General features: G+C 33.2%; 1 protein-coding gene. It reads right to left on the minus strand.

Annotated elements, in window-relative coordinates; translation table 11 throughout:
- On the minus strand, positions 1-858 hold an 858-nt coding region (locus tag I6E17_RS09800), incomplete at its 3' end, for an ROK family protein (RefSeq protein ID WP_268826067.1).
- Positions 859-867: the final 9 nt, after the last annotated feature.

Raw genomic sequence — 867 nt, forward strand, 5'->3', positions numbered from 1 at the left:
CAATGTTAATGCTAATGCTCCTAATAATCCTGCATTGTCACCTAATTTAGGATATACTATATACTCATCTATTTTTTCTAGTATTTCTTTTGTTTGTACATATCCGTTTAATAATTTCACCACATTTTCTCTTATTTTAGGAAAAAGCTGTGATTGTTTCATCACTCCTCCTCCTAAGATTATTTTTTCTGGTGAAAGTGTAAGGATAAAATTTACTAATCCTTGAGCTATGTAGTAAGCTTCTATATCCCAAGCTTTATGATTTTCAGGCAATTCGTAGCCTTTTACTCCCCATCTTTCTTCTATTGCTGGTCCTGATGCCATTCCTTCTAAGCAGTCTTTATGAAATGGACATTTTCCAGAATAACTATCTTCAGGATGTCTTCTTATTAATACATGTCCCATCTCTGGATGTAACATTCCATGTACTAATTTTCCAGAAACTAAAGCTCCCCCACCTATTCCTGTACCTATTGTCATATACAAACAGTTATTTAATCCTTGAGCTGCTCCCCATGTAGCTTCTCCTAATGCAGCTCCATTAACATCTGTATCAAAATAAATAGGAATATCAAAATATTTTTTTAAATACCCAATTACATCACAGTCTGTCCAAGCTAATTTAGGAGTCTTAGTTATATATCCATAAGTTTTAGAGGATAGATTTACATCTATTGGTCCAAAAGAACCTACTCCAAGTCTCTCTATATTTTTATCTTTAAAAAATTCAACTACTTTTGCAAGAGTTATTTCAGGAGTTTCAGTTGGAAAACTAACTCTTTCTAAGACTTCTCCTTTTTCATTTCCAATTCCACAGACAAATTTTGTTCCCCCAGCTTCTATTCCACCAATTATCATAAATCCTCC

It is taken from the genome of Fusobacterium perfoetens, assembly GCF_021531595.1.
Classification (GTDB): Bacteria; Fusobacteriota; Fusobacteriia; order Fusobacteriales; family Fusobacteriaceae; genus Fusobacterium_B.